This is a genomic window from Clostridium hominis (assembly GCF_014287825.1).
Taxonomy (GTDB): Bacteria; Bacillota; Clostridia; order Clostridiales; family Clostridiaceae; genus Clostridium; species Clostridium hominis.
On record NZ_JACOOO010000013.1, the window covers coordinates 34,996 to 56,401 of the forward strand.

Annotated in this window: 26 protein-coding genes and 9 tRNA genes; 27 read left to right on the forward strand and 8 right to left on the reverse strand. The window is 28.5% G+C overall.

The annotated features are described in order from the left end of the window. Nucleotides 1–3 precede the first annotated feature (3 nt). From H8S20_RS06980 to H8S20_RS07020, 9 genes are all read left to right on the forward strand, one after another. Nucleotides 4–80: transfer RNA gene (locus H8S20_RS06980), tRNA-Asp, on the forward strand. 50 nt (nt 81–130) lie between these two features. Continuing rightward, nucleotides 131–205 (forward strand) — tRNA-Glu (locus H8S20_RS06985). Nucleotides 206–213: 8 nt separating this feature from the next. After that, nucleotides 214–289: transfer RNA gene (locus H8S20_RS06990), tRNA-Val, on the forward strand. A 5-nt stretch (nt 290–294) separates the two neighbouring features. Then, nucleotides 295–371: transfer RNA gene (locus H8S20_RS06995), tRNA-Asp, on the forward strand. Nucleotides 372–397: 26 nt separating this feature from the next. Next, nucleotides 398–472: transfer RNA gene (locus H8S20_RS07000), tRNA-Thr, on the forward strand. Between the two features lie 6 nt (nt 473–478). Continuing rightward, a tRNA-Glu gene (locus H8S20_RS07005) sits at nt 479–553 on the forward strand. A gap of 8 nt (nt 554–561) precedes the next feature. Next, nucleotides 562–637, forward strand: a tRNA-Val gene (locus H8S20_RS07010). Nucleotides 638–641: 4 nt separating this feature from the next. Further along, a tRNA-Asp gene (locus tag H8S20_RS07015) sits at nt 642–718 on the forward strand. A 33-nt stretch (nt 719–751) separates the two neighbouring features. Beyond that, nucleotides 752–826: transfer RNA gene (locus tag H8S20_RS07020), tRNA-Thr, on the forward strand. 151 nt (nt 827–977) lie between these two features. Here H8S20_RS07020 and H8S20_RS07025 read toward each other — a convergent pair. After that, complete coding sequence (locus H8S20_RS07025) at nt 978–1,967, reverse strand: ATP-binding protein (protein WP_032116784.1); 990 nt, start codon at nt 1,965–1,967, stop codon at nt 978–980. Continuing rightward, entirely contained in the window at nt 1,960–2,955 is a 996-nt protein-coding gene (locus tag H8S20_RS07030) for a DnaD domain protein (protein WP_032116783.1), read from the reverse strand. Before H8S20_RS07030 ends, H8S20_RS07025 begins: the two co-directional genes overlap by 8 nt. 168 nt (nt 2,956–3,123) lie before the next feature. Here H8S20_RS07030 and H8S20_RS07035 point away from each other — a divergent pair, with 168 nt between their 5' ends. Then, nucleotides 3,124–4,311, forward strand: coding sequence for a peptidoglycan DD-metalloendopeptidase family protein (locus tag H8S20_RS07035; RefSeq protein WP_186859644.1), 1,188 nt, complete (start codon nt 3,124–3,126; stop codon nt 4,309–4,311). A gap of 18 nt (nt 4,312–4,329) precedes the next feature. On the opposite strand, the gene H8S20_RS07040 is transcribed toward H8S20_RS07035, so the two are convergent. From H8S20_RS07040 to H8S20_RS07055, 4 genes are all read right to left on the reverse strand, one after another. Next, nucleotides 4,330–5,523 (reverse strand): S8 family serine peptidase, encoded by a 1,194-nt coding sequence (locus H8S20_RS07040; protein WP_032116782.1) that lies wholly within the window; start codon nt 5,521–5,523, stop codon nt 4,330–4,332. Nucleotides 5,524–5,623: 100 nt separating this feature from the next. Beyond that, on the reverse strand, nt 5,624–6,055 hold the full coding sequence (locus H8S20_RS07045; protein WP_032116781.1) for a DMT family transporter: 432 nt from the start codon (nt 6,053–6,055) through the stop codon (nt 5,624–5,626). A gap of 88 nt (nt 6,056–6,143) precedes the next feature. Beyond that, nucleotides 6,144–6,602 carry a dUTP diphosphatase gene (locus H8S20_RS07050; protein WP_032116780.1) on the reverse strand — a complete coding sequence of 153 codons (459 nt, stop codon included), beginning with the start codon at nt 6,600–6,602 and terminating at the stop codon, nt 6,144–6,146. 151 nt (nt 6,603–6,753) lie between these two features. Beyond that, entirely contained in the window at nt 6,754–7,287 is a 534-nt protein-coding gene (locus H8S20_RS07055) for a YggN family protein (RefSeq protein ID WP_032116779.1), read from the reverse strand. A 281-nt stretch (nt 7,288–7,568) separates the two neighbouring features. Here H8S20_RS07055 and murA point away from each other — a divergent pair, with 281 nt between their 5' ends. The 14 genes from murA to H8S20_RS07125 all read left to right on the forward strand — a co-directional run bounded on the left by murA (nt 7,569) and on the right by H8S20_RS07125 (nt 16,273). After that, nucleotides 7,569–8,828, forward strand: coding sequence for a UDP-N-acetylglucosamine 1-carboxyvinyltransferase (gene murA / locus H8S20_RS07060; protein ID WP_032116778.1), 1,260 nt, complete (start codon nt 7,569–7,571; stop codon nt 8,826–8,828). 14 nt (nt 8,829–8,842) lie between these two features. Further along, nucleotides 8,843–9,634 carry an MBL fold metallo-hydrolase gene (locus H8S20_RS07065; protein ID WP_186859645.1) on the forward strand — a complete coding sequence of 264 codons (792 nt, stop codon included), beginning with the start codon at nt 8,843–8,845 and terminating at the stop codon, nt 9,632–9,634. A gap of 9 nt (nt 9,635–9,643) precedes the next feature. Continuing rightward, nucleotides 9,644–9,799, forward strand: a complete 156-nt coding sequence (locus tag H8S20_RS07070) for a CxxH/CxxC protein (protein ID WP_081921650.1) — start codon at nt 9,644–9,646, stop codon at nt 9,797–9,799. Nucleotides 9,800–9,884: 85 nt separating this feature from the next. Then, entirely contained in the window at nt 9,885–10,382 is a 498-nt protein-coding gene (locus H8S20_RS07075; RefSeq protein ID WP_032116776.1) for an SEC-C metal-binding domain-containing protein, read from the forward strand. A 73-nt stretch (nt 10,383–10,455) separates the two neighbouring features. Next, nucleotides 10,456–11,097 carry a lactate utilization protein gene (locus tag H8S20_RS07080; protein WP_186859646.1) on the forward strand — a complete coding sequence of 214 codons (642 nt, stop codon included), beginning with the start codon at nt 10,456–10,458 and terminating at the stop codon, nt 11,095–11,097. Between the two features lie 94 nt (nt 11,098–11,191). Then, complete coding sequence (locus tag H8S20_RS07085; protein WP_051986713.1) at nt 11,192–11,668, forward strand: Hsp20 family protein; 477 nt, start codon at nt 11,192–11,194, stop codon at nt 11,666–11,668. Between the two features lie 31 nt (nt 11,669–11,699). Beyond that, nucleotides 11,700–12,179 (forward strand): 23S rRNA (pseudouridine(1915)-N(3))-methyltransferase RlmH, encoded by a 480-nt coding sequence (gene rlmH, locus H8S20_RS07090; RefSeq protein ID WP_032116774.1) that lies wholly within the window; start codon nt 11,700–11,702, stop codon nt 12,177–12,179. Nucleotides 12,180–12,467: 288 nt separating this feature from the next. Beyond that, on the forward strand, nt 12,468–12,959 hold the full coding sequence (locus H8S20_RS07095) for a hypothetical protein (RefSeq protein ID WP_186859647.1): 492 nt from the start codon (nt 12,468–12,470) through the stop codon (nt 12,957–12,959). Between the two features lie 107 nt (nt 12,960–13,066). Next, on the forward strand, nt 13,067–13,501 hold the full coding sequence (locus H8S20_RS07100; protein WP_186859648.1) for a hypothetical protein: 435 nt from the start codon (nt 13,067–13,069) through the stop codon (nt 13,499–13,501). 112 nt (nt 13,502–13,613) lie between these two features. Next, on the forward strand, nt 13,614–13,952 hold the full coding sequence (locus tag H8S20_RS07105; protein ID WP_186859649.1) for a hypothetical protein: 339 nt from the start codon (nt 13,614–13,616) through the stop codon (nt 13,950–13,952). Nucleotides 13,953–13,972: 20 nt separating this feature from the next. Then, nucleotides 13,973–14,278: a hypothetical protein gene (locus H8S20_RS07110; RefSeq protein ID WP_032116769.1), complete on the forward strand. Its 306-nt coding sequence runs from the start codon at nt 13,973–13,975 to the stop codon at nt 14,276–14,278. A 211-nt stretch (nt 14,279–14,489) separates the two neighbouring features. After that, nucleotides 14,490–15,389, forward strand: a complete 900-nt coding sequence (locus H8S20_RS07115) for a PD-(D/E)XK nuclease family protein (RefSeq protein WP_243177554.1) — start codon at nt 14,490–14,492, stop codon at nt 15,387–15,389. A gap of 205 nt (nt 15,390–15,594) precedes the next feature. Further along, nucleotides 15,595–15,903, forward strand: coding sequence for a DUF960 family protein (locus H8S20_RS07120; protein ID WP_186859650.1), 309 nt, complete (start codon nt 15,595–15,597; stop codon nt 15,901–15,903). 19 nt (nt 15,904–15,922) lie between these two features. Then, on the forward strand, nt 15,923–16,273 hold the full coding sequence (locus H8S20_RS07125; protein ID WP_032116766.1) for a hypothetical protein: 351 nt from the start codon (nt 15,923–15,925) through the stop codon (nt 16,271–16,273). Nucleotides 16,274–16,518: 245 nt separating this feature from the next. Here the strand turns inward: H8S20_RS07125 and H8S20_RS07130 are convergent, their stop codons facing one another. Together H8S20_RS07130 and H8S20_RS07135 are read right to left on the reverse strand one after the other, a co-directional pair. Then, nucleotides 16,519–17,376, reverse strand: coding sequence for a metallophosphoesterase (locus H8S20_RS07130; protein ID WP_186859651.1), 858 nt, complete (start codon nt 17,374–17,376; stop codon nt 16,519–16,521). A 16-nt stretch (nt 17,377–17,392) separates the two neighbouring features. Then, on the reverse strand, nt 17,393–18,427 hold the full coding sequence (locus tag H8S20_RS07135) for an IS1595 family transposase (protein ID WP_186859712.1): 1,035 nt from the start codon (nt 18,425–18,427) through the stop codon (nt 17,393–17,395). 1,491 nt (nt 18,428–19,918) lie between these two features. Between H8S20_RS07135 and H8S20_RS07140 the strand changes: the two genes are divergently transcribed. From H8S20_RS07140 to H8S20_RS07150, 3 genes are read left to right on the forward strand one after another with little or no spacing between them, the layout of a single operon-like run. Further along, nucleotides 19,919–20,233, forward strand: coding sequence for a Mor transcription activator family protein (locus tag H8S20_RS07140; protein WP_366455793.1), 315 nt, complete (start codon nt 19,919–19,921; stop codon nt 20,231–20,233). After that, nucleotides 20,233–20,556, forward strand: a complete 324-nt coding sequence (locus tag H8S20_RS07145; protein ID WP_186859652.1) for a hypothetical protein — start codon at nt 20,233–20,235, stop codon at nt 20,554–20,556. Before H8S20_RS07140 ends, H8S20_RS07145 begins: the two co-directional genes overlap by 1 nt. Next, nucleotides 20,540–21,340 carry a hypothetical protein gene (locus tag H8S20_RS07150; RefSeq protein ID WP_186859653.1) on the forward strand — a complete coding sequence of 267 codons (801 nt, stop codon included), beginning with the start codon at nt 20,540–20,542 and terminating at the stop codon, nt 21,338–21,340. The genes H8S20_RS07145 and H8S20_RS07150 overlap by 17 nt, the downstream gene beginning before the upstream one ends. Nucleotides 21,341–21,406: the final 66 nt, after the last annotated feature.

Here is a 21,406-nt window from a genome sequence, read left to right on the forward strand (position 1 = left end):
AATGGCTCAGTAGCTCAGTTGGTTAGAGTGCCGGCCTGTCACGCCGGAGGTCGAGGGTTCGAGCCCCTTCTGAGTCGCCAATTTTTTTAAAAAGTGGTACAAAAGATAATATGTGATAAACAAAAGCCTAGGCCCCTTGGTCAAGCGGTCAAGACACCACCCTTTCACGGTGGTAACAGGGGTTCGATTCCCCTAGGGGTCACCATTTTATATGGAAGCATAGCTCAGCTGGGAGAGCATCTGCCTTACAAGCAGAGGGTCACAGGTTCGATCCCTGTTGTTTCCACCATAAATGGCTCAGTAGCTCAGTTGGTTAGAGTGCCGGCCTGTCACGCCGGAGGTCGAGGGTTCGAGCCCCTTCTGAGTCGCCACTTTTTTAAAAAACTATATAATATACGCTGGTGTGGCTCAATGGCAGAGCAGCTGACTTGTAATCAGCAGGTTGTTGGTTCGACTCCGATCACCAGCTCCATTATATGGCCCCTTGGTCAAGCGGTCAAGACACCACCCTTTCACGGTGGTAACAGGGGTTCGATTCCCCTAGGGGTCACCATTTTATACGGAAGCATAGCTCAGCTGGGAGAGCATCTGCCTTACAAGCAGAGGGTCACAGGTTCGATCCCTGTTGTTTCCACCATAATGGCTCAGTAGCTCAGTTGGTTAGAGTGCCGGCCTGTCACGCCGGAGGTCGAGGGTTCGAGCCCCTTCTGAGTCGCCAATTTTTTTTGGCGTTAAAATATAAAATATTTATGCTGGTGTGGCTCAATGGCAGAGCAGCTGACTTGTAATCAGCAGGTTGTTGGTTCGACTCCGATCACCAGCTCCATGAAACTCTAGATTATTCTAGAGTTTTTTTTGTGTAATTAATATTATGTAGTAAAAATATTTGATTATAAAAAATACACTTTACTTCAATTAATAATAGAAATTTTATTATTAATATCAAGAAGTAAAGTGTATTTTTATATTAAATTAATTTATTGTTGTTGAGATCTCATTCTTGCAAGATTAAGTTTTATTCTAACATCATTACCGTAAAACTTAAAGAACGTAAAATTACCAACTAAACGAGAATAGACTCTAGTTGTATAACTCTTTTCTATATCAGGAAGATTTAAATTCGTTGATATAATCATCTTCTTATTATTTAATAGCTTCTTATTGATTAAATTAAATAATTCATTAGTAGAAAAGTCGGTTACTTGTTCTGCGCCTAAGTCATCTATTATTAATAAGTCGCAGTTTATTAATAAATCTTCAAGCATATAGTTATTATTAAATGTTATTTCTCTTAAATCTCTTATTAAATCATTAGAAGTTTTATATATAACTAAATATCCTTTATCTAATAATTCTTTAGCTATACACCAAGATAAGAATGTCTTACCATTGCCTGACTCTCCATAAAATAATAAATTAGTATTATCATTATCGAAATTAGGTAAATAACCACCTCTTACGAATTCGTAAATCTTCTCCATGTTTTTACGTTGAGAATTTTTATAATTCCCATCATTTTCAGGAGAAAACAGTCTTATATCAAAATTATTAAAATTGCAAGTAGCTAAGTTATTTGATAGTTTAGAAGTTTCGTAATATAAGTTTACTAGCTTATTCTTAAAGCACTTACATCTTTGAGTTCCTATATATCCAGTATCTTGACATTTAGCGCACTGATAATGAAGATTTAGGTAATCAACAGGATATCCATAAGAGGTTAATAGCTCATATTTTTGCTTTCTAAGCTCTTGTATATCTGCTTTAATATTATCTAGGTCAGCTTCAGAGCCACCTTTTAATATTGCCATAGGCAAAGCTAATGAAAGTTTTTGAATAGTATTATCTAATTCAATTATCTCAGGAGCTTTTTGAAGAATTTCTTTTTTTCTATTTTTTAAATTACGATTTTCATTTTCTCGTATTTTTTCATAAATATTCATTAATTTTTCTTGATATCCCTTAATCATTGTTATACCATCCTAAAAGTTCTTTTTCTAAATCATCATAATCTTTAGATGATTTGTTATTAATATTTTGACCAGTAAATCTTTTACTATTATTACTAGTATAATTTCCTTTTCCTTGAATAGCAGTAGAAGGTTTTGAATCTTTTTCTTCAATAGCAGCAATTGTTTTTAGGTTATTTTTATTCCAATTAGATAAGATTCCATCGATATATTTAAAATCAGCCCTATTTAGACGTTGAAAGCATATATTACAAGCCTTTTCTATAACGTCTAGAGGGAAATTAAAATCATTTATCCATTTATCTAGCATATCTTCTTGAGGCTTCATTAATTCAGGGTTTTTAATGCCTAAGTAATTTAATATATGTCTAATTTTTATCCATTTATCTTCAGTTCTCTTTATATAATTTTGAGCTTCTTCAATAGTAGAAATATTCATATCTTTCCAAGCTATTGCTACTTTTTCTATATATCTATAATCGCTTTTTCCACGAGATACGCAATATTCAAAAAGAATTAGTATTAATTCTGATGAAAAGTTGAAATCATCTTGCCAACTTAAATAAGTAGTCATTTCTTTAGGGGATAGAGGTCTTCCCAAAAGTCTTTCGATATCATTTAACATATCTTTAGTTGAGTTCTTATTTAAGGCTTGAAGTAAGTTTATTTCTTTGCTTTGAGATTTTGATTCTTTAACTAAATCAACAAATTCAATATTGAAATTTCCCATTTTATCAATAGGAATTAGTTTTATTAATCCTTCATCGTTCCAATAGTTTAAGGCGTTTAACACATCAGATTCAAGCAAATTTAATGAAGTAGCTAATATTGATGATGTTACACCCATTTCGCCACAAGTATTATATTTAAGCATTAATAGATACACCTTAATAAATTCTCCACGAGCTTTAGGCATATATTTTTCTATAAATATATTACTAACAGGAGTAAAGTCTAATTGTTTATTTTTTAGCATAAATGTGCTCATAAATATTCTCTACCTTTCTTGGTTCTATTACCTTTAAGCTAATTATAACAAAGGTGATATCAACCCTCAACATAACAATTGAAGAAATGATGTGTATATTATTTTAGTTCTTGGGAAAATTAAAAAATGTTGTAAATAAAACTAGAAAAAAGAGGAGTGGTAAAAAAAATGTACTCGCAGAAGAAGGATGAGAAGTGTGTTATAATAAAAAACACTTTATCCTTAATACTATTAACAATATTGTTATTTCTTATAGGAGGAATTACTAAAGGTTATAAGATATACGGAAATACTAAAACAATTCAATGCATAAATGTTATTGATGATTCAAGTGAGCTCTCACAAGAAGTATCTAAAGATGTATATCTTGCAAATTCAATAAGTGTTTCTAACACTTATAATAATATTGTTAATTTAAATAGCAAAAACTCAAATGTAAATATAGAGAATATAAATAGAAATGTTAATGGCTTTGCTATAACAGTAGATAATAATGTTTTTGGATATGTGCTAAGTGCACAAGAAAAGGATACTATAATTAAAAGTGTATGTGAAAGTTATATAAGAGAATTAGGAGTAAATATTGAAGATATATCTTATATGAAGATAAATGGAAATATAAAAACAACTCCTACTGAACTAAAACTATGCCAACTGAGTGAGAGTAGTGAAATATCTAAAGAAATTTATGAAGCATCTATAGTAAATAAAAATTTATTAGATCTAGAATTAAGTTTGAGAACATTTGAAGAAGAGGTTATAGAGTCGCCAGTTAGGGTAGAAGAAGATAGTAGTATATATATGGGTGAAGAAGTAGTTATGCAAGGGGAAGATGGTAAAAAGGAAGTATATAAGGAAGTTATATACGAAGGTCTTACGAAGACTGAAGAAACAGTATTAAACGAAAATATATTAGTAGAGCCTGTAACTACAGTAGTACATAAAGGAAGTAAGAATCCATATTATGATGGAGTAACATTTTTGACTAGACCTGTAGAAGGTGGATATATATCATCATATTATGGAGAAGAGAGAGTTAATTCATATCATAAGGGACTAGATATAGCTGAAAATCAAGGAGAAGATATAATTGCTTCTTTTGACGGAGAGGTAATCTTTGCTGGATATAATGATGGGGGATATGGAAATTTAGTTATAGTTCAGCATAGTGATGATATGAAAACATATTATGCCCATTTGAGTGAGATATACGTATCGCCAAATAAAGAAGTGAAAAAAGGAGAGATAATAGGTGCTGTAGGAAGTACTGGATATAGTACTGGACCTCATTTACATTTTGAATTAAGAATAGACGATGCACCTGTAAACCCTCTTAATTATATAGTCCAAAAGTAAAAGTGCTTTATAGCACTTTTACTTTTTAAATAATTTATTTAAATTTACACATCCCTCGCCTTGGACATTAATCGGTAAATCTAAGCTATCTGACGATGCTATTAGCATAGATACTATATCATCAAAGGATAGTGTTGGATTAAGTTCGTATAATAAGGCACATATACCAGCAATATATGCTGCAGATATAGAAGTTCCGCTAAAACTTGTATAAGAAGATGAAAGTTTTGGGGCATATATTTTGGTATTATTTTTTTCAGATATATATGAAGTATTACAATTTAGAGAGACAACATCAACACAGGCAGCACAAAAGTTAGGTTTAGAGTCTTTTTTAGGAGCACCTGTAGATGAATACTCATAAGGAGCTGTTCTGGAAGTTGTATCTAATCCACTTACAGTAATAGCATTTTTACTTAAAGCTATTCCCATAATAGATCCTTCAATAATATTACTTCCACTAGGAAGAATAGGAGTTATCCCAGAATCAACAGCTCGTTTTAACATCTTATCAAAAAGTGAAAATATAAACTTATCATGACTTAAGCTTTCAAAGGGTAAACATAAAATTTTTATATTATACTTAGTACTTATAGTAATCAGTTCATTTATAGCATATAGCACATCGGATACATAGCCTTTTCCTAATCTATCAAATGCTTTTATAACATGAAGATCTGAGTATGGAGCAATACCTTTATATATTCCATTAGAGGATTCACCATTTCCAGCTATAACTCCACAAGTACATGTGCCATGTCCATTATCATCGTATGGATATGTTAGACCATTAATTAAGTCAGAAAAGGTCGATATTCTATTAAATGGTGTAGTTAAGTCACGGTGAGGGTATACTCCTGAGTCAATTACTCCGATCCCTACCCCTCTACCAGAAGCATTTATAGTATTAGCCAATCTAACCCTGTTAGCAGCTTGCACACTTATTCCACAAAGATTAACAAATTGATCTAAACATATATATTCAACTTCTGGATATTCCAATAACCTATTTATAGATTTTGAGTTTAAAAGAGCGCAGACAATGTTATCAATATTAATATTTCTTATTACAGTTCCTTTATATGATGAGATTCTTTTTTCAATAGAATCTTGAAAGTTTCTACATTTAATTAAAACCCTATAACTCCTAGAAGAATTAAATTTCATATAATTTTTCAGGTTAGAGTCTAGTTTTTTATTTAAAGAGAACATAAAAAACTCCTTAAAATTAATCCACATTATATAGTATAAAAAGGAAGCTGTTTTTGTTAATTAAGAAAAGAAAAAAGTGCGAAGCAAACTTCGCACTTTTTTAATGTTTCCATTTAAAGATTACAATACCTGCAATCATAACTACTACTCCTATTATTTGGCTTAATCCGAAACTACTTTTTTCTGAACCAAATAGGCCAAAGTAGTCTATAAGTCCAGCAGAAGCTAATTGAGCAACTAAAATAGTTCCAATACCAAGAGTAGTTCCTAATGAACCTATACTAACCATAACAGTATAGGTAATAACTACGCCTATAAACCCACCTAAAAGATAGAGCTTATTAACATCTTTTATAGCGCCAAAATCACCTTTTCTGCAGAAACATAAAATTATTAGTGCTAGAGCTAAGCCAGTTGCTTGAACTAATGTAGTTGTTTCCCACGAACCTATCTTTTCATTTAGCCTAGTATTAAATACTCCTTGAATAGTCATTGATATGCCAGAAATAATAGCACATATAAATCCAATCATTAATAATCACCTCAAAGATATTATGTGAAATTAATGGGAAAATTATATAATTATATAAAAAAAAGAAACTCTTATGAGTTTCTTAATACTAATCTCTATAAATAAATGAATTTTTTACATCTTCCTCAGAATAACCAAGTGTTACTCCTAAGCTTAAAGTATCTTCTAATAAAGTTAAGAAGTGATCAGAAGATGTTGATACTATTAAATCATTTATATCTATATATAAATTTAAGAATTGATCACTTAAGCAGTAATCATTTGGTTTTAGTTGTACTTCATAATCTGTTATATATTCTCTATATAATCCTAAGCTAATTATATGAGCAAGAAAATCAATATATTTTTTAAAGATAATGTCTTTATTTAAGCTTGAAGAAGAGTTTTCTAAGTAAGTATAACACTTAGTTTCTTCAGCAATTGAACCTAGCTTTACATGTAGTTCAAGATGTTTCCTAACCCAAAGCTTATATTCAGGAAGCTCATGGTTTATTAAAATTTGCTTATTTTTTTCTAGTTGTGATTCAACTAAAGATGAAATATTCATAAATAACCTCCCAATTAGGATTATAATATAATATATTTTACAGAAAGAATTGATTCTTGAAAAGGTTGGTAAACGAATACAAAAAATAAATTTTTATAAAAAAAGCATTGACTATTTTTATAAGTCAATGCTTAAAAGCTAATAAAGAAAATTAAAAGTCTTTTAAAGGATATGTTTGAATTAATGTTTCTCTTCTAGTATTAGATATTTTCCATAACTCTAATCTATTTACCTTTAGCGTTGAAAGGTTAAATCTTGAATCTAATGGATTAATAACTCTTTTATTGTCTTTGTTATTATAATTTACATTAGCTAAAGTAAGCTGTAAATTTTCATCAGTTTCAATTCCTTTAACATTAAATCCATGTAATTGAAGGTTATCAGATAATAGTCTATTTAATCTTTTAATATATCCAACATCTTCGATCTTTAAGTTTAATGTCTTATTAGAATCACAAATACTAACTTTTGAAGAAACCTCTACTTTGAAATGCTTATAAGGCTTAATTATTTTATCAATAACTACATTAAGCTTATCTACATTCGGATTCTCTAAAACCTCTAATGGAATATATGGAATTGGAGAGTTCCTATTAGCTCTGTATTTTTTTGATAAATTTCTTTGTACAGGGCTTAAGTTTTTGTATGATTCATCATCGAATAATGCAACAAGATAATATTTCATATTATAACCTCGCAAGTAAAAATTTGTATATACTTTCTAAAAATTATATCATATTAGTATATAAGTTTTCAAACAATATATTCATTAATATGTGAGATAAGGTGAAAATAAAGGATTTTGGAAGAAAAAAACCTATTAACACCTTATTACTTTATGATATAATAAATGAGGTCAACTTAAAAGAGGGGTAGTTAAAAAATTGCCTCTAAAGAGATTTTTTGGATAATTTTATGAAAAATAGGATAGATTAATGTATATAAAGATAGATAAGGGTGAATAGGATGGAAACTTTAATTATAAATGGAGGCAATGCCTTAAGAGGATCTGTTGAAATAAATGGTGCTAAAAATGCAGCAGTTGCCATTTTACCAGCAGCAGTTTTAGCCAGTAATCAAAAGTGTATTATTGATAATATACCAGATATAGAAGACGTACATTGTTTAGAAAGAATATTAGCAGGTCTAGGGTGTACTGTAAACAAAATCAATAATAATACTTTAGAAATAGATGCTACTGATATAACAACTGTAAATGCATGCACAGAAGATGTGAGAAGAATGAGAGCATCTTATTATTTTATAGGATCCCTATTAGCTAGATTTAAAAAAGCTAGGGTTGAACTTCCAGGTGGATGTCCTATAGGGGTTAGACCAATAGATCAACATATCAAAGGATTTGAAGCTTTAGGTGCTAAAGTAACTATAGAGCATGGAGCAGTTTCAGTAGAAGCTGATGAGTTACATGGTGCAAGTATTTTCTTTGACGTTGTTTCAGTAGGAGCTACTATAAACGTAATGATAGCAGCTACTATGGCTGAAGGAACAACCACATTAGAAAATGTAGCAAAAGAACCTCACGTAGTAGATGTAGCTAATTTCTTAAACACAATGGGTGCTGATATAAAAGGTGCTGGAACAGATGTTATAAGAATTAAAGGTGTTGAATCTTTAACTGGATGTAATTACAGTGTAATCCCAGACCAAATAGAAGCAGGAACATTTATGATAGCTGCAGCAGCAACAAAAGGTGATGTAACTATAACTAATGTTATTCCAAAACACTTAGAGTCAATTTCTGCAAAGCTTATTGAAGTTGGAGCTATAGTTGAAGAGGGAGACGATAGTATCAGAGTTACAGTTGATAAGCCTTTAAAAGGTGTAAATGTAAAGACAGCTCCATATCCAGGATTCCCAACAGATGTACAACAACCTATGTCAACTTTATTAAGTATAACAGAAGGTAGAAGTTTAATAGTAGAAAGCATATGGGAAAATAGACATAAGCACACAGATGAGTTAAAGAAGATGGGTGCTGTAATTAAGGTTGAAGGAAGAACCGCTATAATAGATGGTGTTGAATCTTTAACTGGATGTAGAGTTAGAGCTACTGACTTAAGAGCAGGAGCTGCAATGGTAATAGCTGGATTAATAGCTAATGGAGAAACTGAAATAGTTGATATAGAACATATAGATAGAGGATATCCTCATATTGAAAATAAATTTAGAGCTTTAGGAGCTGACATAAGAAGAGAAGATAGATAATTGGGGGAAAACAAATGATATTTTGCTCATTATATAGTGGAAGTAGTGGAAACAGTATTTTTGTGGGATCTGATAAGGCTAAAATATTAATAGATGCTGGGCTACCAGGAAAAAAGATAGATGATGCCTTAAAGAGTATTGGGCAAAAGGCAGATGAACTCGATGGAATATTCATAACACATGAACATAGTGACCATATTAAGGGGGTAGGTATTTTATCTAGAAAATATGATATACCGATATATGCCCCGGGAAATACATGGCAGGCTATGGAGAAAAGTATTGGAAAGATAAAAGAGCACAATATAAAGGTTATGGATAAAAGATCTGTAGTATCAATAAAGGATTTAGACATTAAATCTTTCAACATCCCACACGATGCAGCAGCTCCCGTGGGATATACGGTAAACCTAGGTAATAAACAAGCTAGCGTAGCTACTGATTTTGGAATATTTACTAAAGAAATATGGGATAATATTAAGGACTCAGAAGTTATGCTTTTAGAAAGCAATCATGATGTAAGTATGGTTGAATATGGACCATATCCATATAACTTAAAAAGAAGAATTTTAAGTGAAATAGGACATTTATCTAATGAAGATTGTGGAAAAGCGATAGTTAATATATTAAAAGGTGGACTAGGTAAGAAAATAATATTAGGCCACTTAAGTAATACTAATAATCATCCAGATTTAGCTTATCAAACAGTTGTTGATGTATTAACGACTAATGGAGTTAATATAGGGACTGATATTATTTTAAGTATGGCTAATAGACATAATCCAAGCGAAATAGTAAGGCTGTAGGTGAAAATTGTGGTAAAGTATGTATGTGGAGAACATATAGATGATATTATGGATGACTTAATTAACGAGTATGAAACATTCCCTATCATGGAAGAATGTGAAGACAAGCAATGTGAATATTGTAATAATAAAAGTAAGTATTTAGTTAAAATAACGGATGATTAAGTATTGATAAATATAGTAAATATTTAGTATAATTATGTAATAAAATTACATCTAATATAACATCTTAAGAAGAGGAGAAATTACAATGAGTTTATATAAGCAATGGACAGATATGGTCGTAGAATACGTTAAGACAAAAGGTGAAAATGCTTTCTGGGCAGAGTACACTAAAATTGAAAGCAGAATATATAAAGATTTATTAGCAAAACATACTGAAGCTCAAAAGACAACAGTTGCTGAATTTGCTAAGAAATATGATACAACAGAAGAGTTTATTATGGGATTCGTTGACGGAATAAATGAAAGCTTAAAGAATACATATGACTTAGAAACTTTAACAGCTAACGATGAAATAACTTTAGATATCGATTTAGAAAAGTTATACTTCAATATGTTAGAAGCTAAAGCTGAGTACTTATACAACTTACCACAATGGGAAGCTATATTCTCAGAAGAAAAGAGAAAAGAAATTCAAAAAGCATACAGAGAATCAACTATGGTTAGAAATGAAAACAAAGTTGGTAGAAATGATGCATGTCCATGTGGAAGCGGAAAAAAATATAAAAAATGTTGTGGAAAATAATATAGTTTACAAAAGAGCTTTGAGTATCAAGGCTCTTTTTTTATAAAGAATATTAAATAAAAGGAGAGAGAGTATGGATAGTAATGTTAAATGGGTGAATGAAGAAAAGATATTAAGAACGATTGCTTCATTAGAAAAGAATAATATGAATGGATACATTGTAAGCAATAAAGAAGAATTAATAAGTCAAATAATAAGTTTGACTAATGAAGGTGAGAAAGTAAGTTGTGGAGGATCGATGTCATTAGCAGAAACTGGAGTCATGGACTTATTAAGAAGTGGGCGTTATAATTTCTTAGATAGAGCTAAAGAAGGGTTATCGGTAGAAGATATAGATAGAATATATAGAGAATGCTTTTTTGCAGATACTTATTTTTCAAGTTCAAATGCAATTACTGAAGATGGAGAGCTGTATAATGTAGATGGGAATGGTAATAGAGTTGCAGCACTTTTATTTGGCCCAAAGAAGGTCATAATAGTTGCAGGAGTAAATAAGATAGTTAAGAACTTAGATGAGGCTATAAAAAGAAACAGAGAGATTGCAGCACCTGCAAATGCAAAGAGATTAAATAAAAGTACTCCATGTACTAAAATAGGGTACTGTATGGATTGTAAAAGCCCAGAAAAGATATGCAGAGAATATACTGTTATAAAGAGTCAGAAAGATAAAAATAGAATACATGTAATATTTTTAAATGACAATATAGGATATTAATATATAAAATGAAGTAATGCGTATGTTTTTGTATCAATATATACTCCAATTAAATAAATTATATTAAGTTATAATTATTATGATGGAGGATACTATGTTTGATGTATTTTCATACGTATTTTCTAATGTATTTGACTCTGTAATAAACAACAGTCAATTAATAGATAATATAGTAGATAGTGTGTTAAATAGCGATATTGTAAATGATATGGTTAATACTCTAGAGAATATGGTAAACTTAAATATAAATTGCAAAGAATATAAGCAAAAATATTTAATAGAGGCAGATTTACCAGGCACTTCAAAAGAGGATATAGATATAGATTATACTAACAACTATATATCTATAAATATAAAGAGGAATCAAGTTTTTTCTAATGGTAAAAATGTAGCAATAGCTGTAATTCAAGGTGGAAATGATGTATCAGAGGATTTTTATGTTGAAAATATAGATCCATACAATATTAAAGCAGTTTTTAAAGATGGACAATTAAAAGTATATATACCTAAAAAAAATAGGCTAAAGGAAATAAGCCCTATAGTAGAAGTTAGTGATTATACTTATGAATAATATTTAATGGATAACATAGGAGGAAAAATAGATGAACATAACTGTAATTTCAGTTGGAAAGTTAAAAGAAAAATACTTAAAGCAAGCAATAGATGAATATGCAAAGAGATTAGGAAGATACTGCAAACTGGATATAATAGAATTACCAGATGAAAAAACTCCAGATAATGCATCTGAAAAAGAAGAGTTAATTATAAAAGATAAAGAAGGACAATTAATATTGTCAAAGATAAAAGATAATATGTTTGTTATAGCTATGGATTTAAATGCTAAGCAAATGACCTCAGAGGAGTTCTCAAGATTCATTGAGACTCAAGGGGTTATGGGTAACTCTAACATAACTTTTGTTATAGGAGGAAGTTTAGGGCTATCGCAAGATGTAATTAAAAGAGCCAATCATAAAGTATGCTTTTCAAAGATGACTTTTCCACATCAATTATTTAGAGTGATGTTATTGGAACAAATATATAGAGCATTTAGAATAATGAAGAATGAACCGTACCATAAATAAATGAGGTTTTTACTAAAATTGTAAATGTAAAAGGTATATGATATTTAAAACTCTTACTTGTATTTAAATATACAGGTAAGAGTTTTTTATGTAAGAAATTAAGCTATTGTAAAATAATAACTTGATATATTTATTTAAAATAGAATAATATGGTATAATAAAAATATAAAGTAATGAATAAATGTATATTATGCGAGTTAGTTGTTTATTAAGTTCATAGATAAATAATAAATTTGAATTTAGATATGATTAATAAATATAAAAATATGAATATAGAGGGAAATAATTATGAACATAACTTATCATACAATGCTAGGAGTTGCGTCTGATTCTGTAATGGCAAAAATAATACCAGAGGAAGATAATATAAAAATATATAAAACAGGTACTATAGGCGTAGGAATAAATATATTGTTACATGGTATTTTAGATATATTGCTACATAACTACTCACTAACAATGATAAAAGATGGAATTATTACATTATTTTTAATTGCGATAGCTATGTTTTTTGTAAATAATAAGTATAGATTATTAACATTATGTTGCGTAGGTGGTGCAATATTGCCAGATGTGATTGATAAAATTATAATTAGAAATATTTCAACTGTAAATTTTTATGTATTTCCATGGCATAATGCTGAAATTATTAATAAATTTTATTTAGTTTATCTTAAAGTAATACCTATTCAATATTTTTGGATTACTGATATAGTTGTAGTAGGAGTTTCATTATTATTTTTAATATTATATAGAGATAAATTTATAAAAAGTTTTTAAGTTTAAATATTAATATTTAAGAGTTAAATTTCAAAATGGTTCATAACAGGTATTAAAATTAGTATATTTATATAAGTAATTAGGTATTAAGTGAGAAGGAGGTAATTATGAGAATATTTATTTTGTTTTCTAACATTATTGTTCCAATAATTATGATTTGTATAGGAGTATTATACAATAGGAGTTCTAATAAAAAGGTAAATAGAATATTAGGTTTATTTATGCCTATTGCAGTAATAGGTAGTGGATTAGGAGAGGAAAATAATAATGATTTTTTGAATGGAATAAATCCAATAAAATCTTCTAATAAAAAATGTGGTATGATTTGGTTTATATCAGGATTAGCTACATTTATAATTACTATTATTGTATTAATGATAAATAAATCAGATATTTTAAGTACTACAAGTTTTTTAGACAATAATAATGTTAGTGTTATTATGTTAGAAGTTGAATTTGCAATAGCAGTTATGATTTTTATAAGTACAAAATTTATTTTAAAGAAGGATTTTTATAAAAAAAGTGATTCACCTAAAATATAAATATATATTATAGTTAAGAATAATATATTGAATAAAAGATATTACTTACAAAAAACTTCTATGTGTAATTAGATTACATATAGAAGTTTTTATATTTTAGGGAGGATTAATGATGAAGAAAATTTATAAAGAAAATCAATTACTAGAGGTAAATAATATACCACCAGAAGTAATTGAAAGTATAAAAGTAACAATAGATATACTAAATGAAAATTATGGAGTTGATAGAAATATAGAATCTGACTTAGGTGGATATGCAGTTATAGCAGAAAATATCGTAGATATAGAAATACTGAAACAAGATAAGTTACAAGGTTTAGTACCAGAATATACTGATGTAATTAAATGTAGTGAAGGAGTTAATTGGACTTCTTCAATATTTTTGCTTTCAAGTGATTATGCAATTGTAGTAATAACAACAGAAGAACTTTCTAAGTTCCTACTAGAATAAGATAAGGAGGTAGAATTAATGTGAGTAAGAAGAGTGAAGAAAAGATAATCAAGGAAACTAAGTACTGCAAGATAAAAAGCCAAGGAAAAGTTGGAGAAGGAGAGTACACATACTCAATAGAGAAAATCTACATCAAAGAGCTAAAGCGAGATGAAGTAAGGTTCTGCGTCTACAAAGCTACTAGAAGAGGTGATGAAACATATATTCCAAGAAGTCTTGATGTAACAGAGCTAGAACTAATAGAGCTAATAAAAGAATCAATAAGTAGAAAAGTATTTTCAGAAGGATTCATTGAAATGTTAAAACAAGAAATAAATAAAATCTAAAAGTCTTAATTGTTGTATAGTTAAGTTTATAGATAATTGAATTATTTAAGTATACATAGTAAAATTTACATAATAAGTTAATTAAAAGGAGCTAAGTAATGATATATAGTAGGTTATTATACTTGTTAAAAAGAATGGAAATAATAATAAAACACCATTAGAAGACTATACAACAGAGATTCTAGTAGGAATCCTAGAGAACAATCAGGAATTGTTAGACAAGTTCGTTAATAATATATTAAAAATAGAAGGTAAAAAATTCACAGTAGATTCTCAGGAAAAATATACATTACATGGAGATACTGATTGCATAATAGATATAGTTATAAAGAATGAAGATACTACTTGTTTTATTGAAAATAAAGTTAATGCATGTGAAGGATATAGACAACTTGAAAGATATAGTACAGTATTAAAAGCTATAAAGGAAAAGCAGAATAAGAATGTATTTTTAAGATATTGTACAAAGTATTACGATTCAAAGGTAGTAAAAGGAATAGATTTTTTACAATATAGATGGTGTGATATATATAGGTTTTTAGAAGAATATAAAGAAAATAATTTGATAAATGAATACATATGTTTTTTAGAGGAGGAAGGTATGTCAAGTGCAGGAAATTTTAATTATGAAGATTTAATAGTTATGAGTAGAATTAATTCCACTATAGCAAAGATGGATGAATGCTTAGATAGTATAAAAGAAACATTAAGCATTAAATTTAATAATCCTAATGAAAGAGATTACAAAAGATTAAAACAAATAGTAAGAGAGGAGAATTATGTAGTTTGGTGTGATAATATAATTTCAAATTCAAAATCATACATATCAGTAGGATTTACTTTCCAAGAAGAATTAAAAACAAAAGCACCGTTTTTAAATGTTGATTTAAGCATTCATGAAACAAATATAAAATATAATGATGTAAAGAAAATAAAAGAGGAATTAGAGAATATATTTGATAGCAATTATAGTGATGATGAAGAGTTATTATTTTCATTTGAAAAGCCGTTATCAGATTTTATGAAAAGTCATAATCAATTTGAAGATATATGTGATTGGTTTAATAGTAAAATTTGTGCTGTAAAAAGTTTAATAGAGAAAATAGAATAATATATTATAAACAACCCTTACTTAATATTAAATTAGGTAAGGGTTGTTTATATTTAGTTAAAGTATATAGAATAGATTCTTTGAAATAGATAACATTTTTCTATTGTAGGGAGGTAAAAGGGAATGAAGAGAATTCTATGTGTAGGTGTAATAAGAGGTGGAAAGATGACTATAAAAACTTGTAATGAAAAGGAGAGAAAGCAATATGTTTAAGAAAGGTAATAGATATGTAACTAGAGGTGTAAATGAGGAAGTAGATGTAAGATTACAACTTATAATGTGGAGTATGATTGATAAATTGAAGGATGAAGGAAATGTTGAACTGGATTACTTACAGGTTTTTAAGATAAGAAAAGAAGGAAAGAAAATTGTAATAAATCAAAGCCAAGAACTTCCTGAATACTCATGCACATATGAGGTAGAGTTAGAAGATATTCAGATAGATGATGAGATTAAAGTATATGTAATAGATAGTGGAGAATATTCTACAATGCTTTTTCCATCAGAATACTAATTGAAGGAGGTTCAAGTAAATGATAAATAAGCTAAGTAAAGAAAAGTATTTCAAGTATGATAGCAAAGAACTTCTTGGAGTAATGAGGTTTGACTTCTATGATGGAAGATTATCTAATCAATGGAATCCTAGAGAGTTAATAATTGAAATGAATGATAGGAAATTAATAGACCTAAAGAAGTTACAACAAGAGCTGAATTACATTCAATTCAGATTGATAGAAGAATTCAGTAAAGTTGTAGATCTATGTAATGGTACAGGTTATGATAAAGAAACTCTAGTATACATAGAGCTTGAAGAAGGTAAGTATGTAATAAAGTTAATACCTGTAAAAGATAGTTACTCATACATATACACGTATAAGAGATAGGAGGAGAAAGTTATGGATATTATAACAGTAATAAAAGTAGTTGGGACAATACTAACAGTTGTAGCTACTTCAATAGAATCAACAACTAAGAAGTAGTATGAAATAAGGTATCATCACAATTAATAAGAATAGTAAATTAATTGTGATGATATTATAATAATCAGCTAATTTTTTTTATAACAATAGGCTCTGTTAGATTAAATTGTTGATATGCTACATAAAATAAGGTTGTCCATTTGGCAACCTTATTTTGATAATGTAACAACTATAAGTTCTGGTCTATTAAGTATTCTCACTGGAATAATACTATTTCCTAAACCCCGACTAATAATCATAGACGTATCGTTACTTGTGTGAATACCTTCTGTTAATTTTGGAAAAAAGCCTTGGTCTGGAGCAATTAATCCTCCTATAAACGGAAGTCTAAATTGACCGCCATGAGCATGTCCAGAGAAAATTAAATTTAAATTACTATTTGAATATATATCAAATAGTTCTGGTCTATGAGAAAGTAATATTTTAAAGTTAGTGCTTCCTTCGGTTAATGTATTTAATAAGTTCTTAGTTTCAGCATTGCCTCCATATTCTAACCAATCAGATTCTATAAATGCGGTGTCAGCCAATCCTATTATATCTATAGAATCACTATCATTAAAGACCTCAATTTTTTGATTATCTAAAACTACAACTCCACTATTTTCTAAATTAGATTTAAGGTCATCATATGAACCCGACCAAGCCTCATGATTTCCAGAGACATAATAGATAGGTGCAATATTAATTGCTCCATTTATTAATTCCATTGCAATATCAATATTTGTGTTGTTTGAATCAATTAAATCTCCTGTAATAACTATTATATCTGGATTTATCTTTTCTATCTTTGCTAATATTTTATTTTGTTTACTTCCAAATTCTTTGTTATGAAGGTCTGATATTTGTAAAATTTTATATCCATTAAATGATTCTGGAATAGTATCATTTTTAAATACCATTTCACTTATAATTATGGAATTATTTTGCCAATTAAAAAAAGCAAATAATATAATACTAACAATAACTATAAACAATAAAACCTTTTTTTGTTTTGCTTTAAACCTCATATTTTCTCCCCCTTATTTATAGTAATTTCAATACTCTTTCCTTATATCCTTTAATCTTTGTGTCAACAAAAGGTATTACGCTATGAATAAGCATATTCTTTGTCTTTATAACCTCTTTATCACTACTAAAACTTTGTAACCATTTATACCAACTCATGTAATTGGGTAAGAACTTAGTGGACACCCCTTTAAATCTATACATCCAAATTTTTAGGTTGCTATGCAAGGAATTAACATGATTTATATGGTATATATCATTTTTATAATGTCCTCTCGCTATCTTCTTATGGTTTAATTCAAGGTCTTTAGCGAATTGTATATATGATTTATGACTATCTGTGCAAATTATTGAGTTAGTGTCTATGAGTCCTTCATAAAGTCTTTCGAGAGCATTATAAGTAACCCTTCCTTTGCATAAGGGTTCTAATATTATATTTCCATTTCTATCAATTGCTGTTGCTATACAAATCTGCTCATTACTTATACCACGTTTCTTAACTTGTTTACCTCTTTTTCGAGCAGATCTCGGCATTTTAAAACCACTCTTTTTATGATTCCCCTTGAAGGATTCGGCAACGAATGTTTCGTCCATTTCTACTCTACCATCAACATCACCAACACCCATAAACGCTCGTATACAATCAAGAATTTTATGTCTCATATAAAACGATGTTTTAACACCTATACCTACATTTTCTGCGTTCTTTCTTATAGAAAGTCCTATAACCATTCCTTTAACATATTCAATCCATGTTTGTAAAGGTAACTTAGTACAAGATAATGCAGATTTAGTTAAATCGTTAAAGGATTTTTTGCAGGAGCGACACACATAACGTTGTTTGCCTTTAAGTTTTCCATTATTTACTACAGAAGTAGATTCACAATGGGGGCAACATTGACCTTTGCTAAACCTTGATTCTCTAAATTCTTTGTTAAGATTTCCATTAGAAGAACCAAGTGTTAGCATTTCACCTATATAGTTAAATAATTCTCTTAGTTGGTATTCATTTAATGATGTTATATCTGACTTTATATTAGAAACAGTTGCTATAAATGCTACCTCCATTAAATTTAATACTTATATTATAACACTATTTATGGCTTATATGCACATATCAATATTATTGTCTAACAGAGCCTAACAATAATAAACTACTAGAAAATATCGTTGTAATAGTAGTACCGATGTAACGATAGTGACGATATTTTCAGTAAGAATAAGATTGAGGAGAAAGAATAGAAGAAGTCTAAGTAAAGATGTAATTTATCTTGAACGTAGGGTAAATAGAAAAACTGTAACTACAATCAATCTAAGTACATCTAAAAAGCAACGTTAACATATCAGAAAACAGAGATTTTAGAAAATGTGAAGAAATGTAGCCATAGGAATAAAAAACTGCGAAGAGAGGATAAATCGAATGTTTTCTAAATAAGATGGTAAGCAATAAAGATAAATCAGTAAATAATAGCTTCATAACTATACAAGCTAGGATAACAAGGCATGAAAGACTATGAGATGTTGAAGTCATAGGAAATCCTAGGCTCAATAATTCCACTTGAAATTAAGGATAAGTCATAACAAATAATATGTACAGTGAAAATCTAAATTCACTCAAAAATAAAAAGAATTGAAATGATAAAACATAAAAATAATGAAACTTGGAACTAGGGAATAGGAACTAAGGAGTTGGAACTCGGAAAGAGTAACGGGGGGATAGGGGGGCTAAAGCCTTATAATAAAAATAATAATTGAAATAGATTAATAAAAATCTATTTCAATAAAAAATAAAATAAATAATAAAAGATAAATATAATCAGAATAAGTAAATACAATAATAAAATAATTATAAATAAAAATAAATGATTAATAAATTTCAATAATAATAAGTAATAAATAAAATAGAATCAATATATAACGATATAATCAAGAAGATATAATAACTGTATCAATTAATGCAAATAGAATTAATAAAATCCAATAAATCAATAATAGATAATAAAATCATAATAGAAGTAGATATAAATATAATCTATAAATAAGAGAAATACATAGAAAAACAAATATGTAAGAATGTAAAAATCAAGAAAGTAAGAATCAATAATAAGAGTAAAAATAAAAGCATGAAAAAAGAATAGAGAATAGATTAATAAGAAATTATAATAACTATACCAATTGACATCAATAGAGTTAAGAAAGTTTAATAAATTACAATATATAATAAAATCACTCAAAGAGAAGTAGATAAAAAATTAAATCTGCCAATAAAGAGAAATACATCAGAAAGCAACAATAACATACTAGAAAACGGAAATTTCAGAAAGTGAGAATAAATAATAACACTCAAAATAAAAACAACGAATGAATAGTAAATCAACCGTTTTAACTGATGTAGTCAAATATATATTATAAATCTGATTAAAGAGTTAATGTTTCTAATAAAAGAAGCATTAACTCTTTTTATGTTAAATAGGTGATTTTACAAGGAAAAATCACTTGTATTTTCAATCTTATGAAAACTTTTTAAAGGAGGTAATATTTAATGTGAAAGAAAAGGAGATGATTGAAAAAGAATATATGAGTAGAAAAAGTGAAAATTATAGGGGTATCTATAAAGATATGGTTGAAGTTTTAGGACATGATATAACTCTAAAAGTATATGAAAATTATAAAGGGCAACAGATAACATTTCCAATGAGATTATATTCAGATAAATATGTAATTGATTATTTAAATAAGCACTATGATGGAAAGAACTTAAAACAGATATCAAGAAAGTTAGGATACACGTGTAATTGGTTACAAAAAGTAATAAATAAAAATGGAATAAACAAAAATGTGAGAGGAGATAAGGAATAATGAATATTTTTGATGCAGGGGGAATAACTACAGCTATTGCAGTAATAGCAACAATAATAATAGGAACAGGAATATTTGCATTAATAAATACGATATTTGAAATATGGTATCTAGGATTTGGTGCAATGATTGGAGAATGGTTAGTATGTTGTGTAATAAGTGCATTTATAGTTAACTGGTTTTCAGGAATAATACTAGGATTCTTTTCAGTCTTATGGTTCTTAATAAAAGTAGGAGCAGTAATTGCTGCTGTGATATTTATTTATCAGAAATTTAAAGCTAAAAAGGGTGAAGGAGATAGAAAAGTTGAAGAAGGGAAATAAGATAATAATAGTAATAGTAGCAATATTAGCTTTCATAGTAATTGGGTCAATAGGTAAATCTAATAATGAAGTAAAAGTTATTATAAATAAAGCTAAGGAGTATTTAAATAATGGAGAGATAAGCGAAGCTGAATATGTGCTTAGAGATAAAGCTGGAGAAACTAATAATAGAGAGTTTAAAAAATTATGGAGTATAGCTTATGGATATGAGCAAGTTTCTAATAAGTTTAATCTATATGATCATATAGATTGGGCAGAAGAAATGTTAGATAAAATTGATAAGAGTTATAAAGACTATGAGCCAACAAGAGAAAAAATAGATAATTTAAAAAAAGAATTATCAGATGTAAAAAATACTAGAGAAGAATTTAAAGAAAAAATAGAGGAAGTACAAGGACTAATTGATGAAGGTAGATATGAGGAAGCTATGGAGTTAAGTAAGGAGACTCGAGATTGGCAAAAACTAAGCCAAGAAGATAAGAATACTATGATGGATTTAGAGAATCAAGCTAGAGATTTATACTATGAACAAAAAACGAGTGAAAAGGAAGAAGAGAGAAAGAAACAAGATGAGGAGTTTACTGTAGAAAAAGCAATTGAGTATGCAGAAGACTACAGTCTTAAAACTGGTCTAGATACACTTAGAGTAGAAGTTGATGAAACACCACAATATGATGAAGATGGAAGAAAATATTATAATGTAGGAGTTTACATAATAGAATTAGATGAATTAAATGAGGCCTATAGAGTATATTCAGATGGCAAAATAAAACGCTTAAATTAAAAAAGAGGGAAACCTCTTTTTTTATTATATGTTTAAACAGAAAAAAGTTTAAAAATGGTAATGTTT

Excerpts from the sequence above, each read along its gene's own strand:
- H8S20_RS07030 (WP_032116783.1), bottom strand. The coding sequence starts at position 2,955 with ATGAGCACATTTATGCTAAAAAATAAACAATTAGACTTTACTCCTGTT.
- H8S20_RS07035 (WP_186859644.1), top strand. The coding sequence starts at position 3,124 with ATGTACTCGCAGAAGAAGGATGAGAAGTGTGTTATAATAAAAAACACT.
- H8S20_RS07040 (WP_032116782.1), bottom strand. The coding sequence starts at position 5,523 with ATGTTCTCTTTAAATAAAAAACTAGACTCTAACCTGAAAAATTATATG.
- H8S20_RS07055 (WP_032116779.1), bottom strand. The coding sequence starts at position 7,287 with ATGAAATATTATCTTGTTGCATTATTCGATGATGAATCATACAAAAAC.
- H8S20_RS07075 (WP_032116776.1), top strand. The coding sequence starts at position 9,885 with ATGAGTTTATATAAGCAATGGACAGATATGGTCGTAGAATACGTTAAG.
- H8S20_RS07065 (WP_186859645.1), top strand. The coding sequence starts at position 8,843 with ATGATATTTTGCTCATTATATAGTGGAAGTAGTGGAAACAGTATTTTT.
- H8S20_RS07080 (WP_186859646.1), top strand. The coding sequence starts at position 10,456 with ATGGATAGTAATGTTAAATGGGTGAATGAAGAAAAGATATTAAGAACG.
- murA (WP_032116778.1), top strand. The coding sequence starts at position 7,569 with ATGGAAACTTTAATTATAAATGGAGGCAATGCCTTAAGAGGATCTGTT.
- H8S20_RS07095 (WP_186859647.1), top strand. The coding sequence starts at position 12,468 with ATGAACATAACTTATCATACAATGCTAGGAGTTGCGTCTGATTCTGTA.
- H8S20_RS07100 (WP_186859648.1), top strand. The coding sequence starts at position 13,067 with ATGAGAATATTTATTTTGTTTTCTAACATTATTGTTCCAATAATTATG.
- H8S20_RS07105 (WP_186859649.1), top strand. The coding sequence starts at position 13,614 with ATGAAGAAAATTTATAAAGAAAATCAATTACTAGAGGTAAATAATATA.
- H8S20_RS07130 (WP_186859651.1), bottom strand. The coding sequence starts at position 17,376 with ATGAGGTTTAAAGCAAAACAAAAAAAGGTTTTATTGTTTATAGTTATT.
- H8S20_RS07145 (WP_186859652.1), top strand. The coding sequence starts at position 20,233 with ATGAATATTTTTGATGCAGGGGGAATAACTACAGCTATTGCAGTAATA.
- H8S20_RS07050 (WP_032116780.1), bottom strand. The coding sequence starts at position 6,602 with ATGAATATTTCATCTTTAGTTGAATCACAACTAGAAAAAAATAAGCAA.
- H8S20_RS07120 (WP_186859650.1), top strand. The coding sequence starts at position 15,595 with ATGTTTAAGAAAGGTAATAGATATGTAACTAGAGGTGTAAATGAGGAA.
- H8S20_RS07025 (WP_032116784.1), bottom strand. The coding sequence starts at position 1,967 with ATGATTAAGGGATATCAAGAAAAATTAATGAATATTTATGAAAAAATA.
- H8S20_RS07125 (WP_032116766.1), top strand. The coding sequence starts at position 15,923 with ATGATAAATAAGCTAAGTAAAGAAAAGTATTTCAAGTATGATAGCAAA.
- rlmH (WP_032116774.1), top strand. The coding sequence starts at position 11,700 with ATGAACATAACTGTAATTTCAGTTGGAAAGTTAAAAGAAAAATACTTA.
- H8S20_RS07085 (WP_051986713.1), top strand. The coding sequence starts at position 11,192 with ATGTTTGATGTATTTTCATACGTATTTTCTAATGTATTTGACTCTGTA.
- H8S20_RS07045 (WP_032116781.1), bottom strand. The coding sequence starts at position 6,055 with ATGATTGGATTTATATGTGCTATTATTTCTGGCATATCAATGACTATT.